1 protein-coding gene is annotated in these 2,063 nt (G+C 66.8%); it reads right to left on the bottom strand.

Annotated elements, in window-relative coordinates; translation table 11 throughout:
• Positions 1 to 95: 95 nt before the first annotated feature.
• Positions 96 to 1,475 carry a group II intron reverse transcriptase/maturase gene (gene ltrA / locus ACWC2T_RS45920; protein WP_450676230.1) on the bottom strand — a complete coding sequence of 460 codons (1,380 nt, stop codon included), beginning with the start codon at positions 1,473 to 1,475 and terminating at the stop codon, positions 96 to 98.
• Between the last annotated feature and the right edge of the window lie 588 nt (positions 1,476 to 2,063).

The raw sequence follows: 2,063 nt of genomic DNA, 5'->3' as shown, positions 1-2,063 counted from the left end.
TGTAGGGTCGGGGGCTGGCGCGGTGACGGAGTACGTCCGCTCCGTTTCCAGCCCCCGCCGCTTCGAACCGTGCATGCGGTTCTCCCGCACACGGCTCACCGGCGCCGTTCACCGGCGGCATTCGGTCTCTCCCGCCAGGGCTTGCCCGCCCTGGGTGCAACGACGGTTCCGTACGGGCTGATCAGGCCAAGATCCCGCGGGGACGAGACCGCCAGCACCCATCTCCCGAACGCCCGGCTGCGCCGGTGCTTTCTGCTGATGAAGTGCGCAACACGCTCCCGGGTATACCGGCCGATCTTACTGAAGCGTCGAGCGGAATGGCCGTACCGGAAGTACGCCATCCAGCCCCGGAGGAACAAGTTGAGGTCCTCCACGATCACTTGCGGATGCAGCAGAAGCCGGCGCCGGGCAGTGATCTCCCGGATCCGGTCCCTGGCATGCTGCATCGCCCGGTTCGAGGGCCAACGGGCGAGGAAGTCGACACGTCGGCGTCCGTGCAGCCCTCGGGAGCGGACCTGGCGGTGGTGGAATCCGAGGAAGTCGAAGCCTTCCCCGCCCACTTCCAGGTGCACGATCCTCGTCTTGGCCGCCTTTGGCTTCAGCCCCAACTCCCCCAGCAGTTCGACCAATCGGGCAAGCGCCCGTTCGGCCTGGCTGCGGGAGAAACACATCACGACCAGGTCGTCGGCATAGCGGACCAGGCTCCCATCGTGCTCGTCCCATGCCCGGTCGAGCCGGTGCAGATAGACGTTGCACATCAGCGGTGAAATCACACCACCTTGCGGGGTCCCGGTCACCGACCGCCGCACCTGCCCGTCTTCCATCACTCCGGCACGGAGAATCTGCCGCAGGAGTTTGAGGACGGACTGGTCACAGACGCGCTCTTCGACCGCGTGCATCAACTTCTCGTGCGAGATCGCCGAGAAGCACTCGGCGATGTCCGTCTCCACCACCCACCGCCTGCCCCGCTGGTGCTCATCGATGAGCACTTGCAGGGCATCGTGGGCCGAGCGTTTCGGGCGGAACCCGAAGCTGCACGGCAGCATGTCGGCCTCGAAGACCGGCTCGAGCACGATCTTCATCGCGGCCTGCACGATGCGGTCACGAACCGTCGGGATGGACAGCGGTCTCTGCTCGTCCTTCACCCCCGGCTTGGGGATGAGCACCCGGCAGGCGGGCAGGGGACGGTAATTCCCCTGCCGCAGTTCGTCGGCCAGATCGCCGAGGAGACGATCGATGCCATGCTCCTCGACCTGGGCCAGGGTGGTTCGGTCGATGCCCGGTGCGCCGTTGTTGGCACGCACCATGGCCCACGCGCGCCGGAGCACATCCCTGCGGTGGATCTTGTCTCCCAGCGCGTGGAACCGCCGTCCGGGGTCGGCCTTGGCCGCCCGGTAAAGCGCATGCTGCAAGGCACGGACCTTGTCCGAGGGAGTACGTCCCCCGACGGCGGGAATAGCCGCACGGGCACTCACCGAGCCCCTCCTTCACTTCATGACGCACCGACGAAGCAGTGGCCCTTCCCTCACCGGGAGTTGTGTTGTCTCCCGGCTGCAAGCGGTACTACGGCCACCTCCGACGCCCACCCGGCCCGCGTCCACTTCCCGGGGTCACCGGTTATAGGACGCGCTGCTTCCGATGACGTCTATCCGCAGGTCATCGGGCCGGGGAGGGCCTCCCCAGTTCCCGTCGCCACCTTCGATACGTTCCGCGCCCCATACGCCGGGGAGTCCTTCGCGGCTGCCCGTCCAGGATCTTCACCGCTTCCATGGCCTTCGCCCCGATTTCGAAGGGCTCGGCACTCCCTCGTTCCACCCGAAAGGGTGGCTGAGTAACGACGCCGCAGGCTTCGCGTGATGCTACGGACCGTATCGTCGCTCCCCCTTGCAGGGCCTTTGACGCTGGGCTTCGACGCCGGACGTTTCCCTCCGACGCCGCCAGCCTGCTACCGGGCCTCCTGGCAGCTACCCGGACCGGACTTCCACCGGCAGGCGACGACGAGCTTCCGAACAGCAAGAACACCGCTACGTCACGGTGTCACCTCCTGTTCTGCTGGGCGCACG

The sequence above is a fragment of the Streptomyces sp. NPDC001393 genome, from assembly GCF_053597455.1.
Note: the sequence above shows the minus strand (reverse complement) of the source record. Positions and strands in the feature narration are given on the sequence as shown.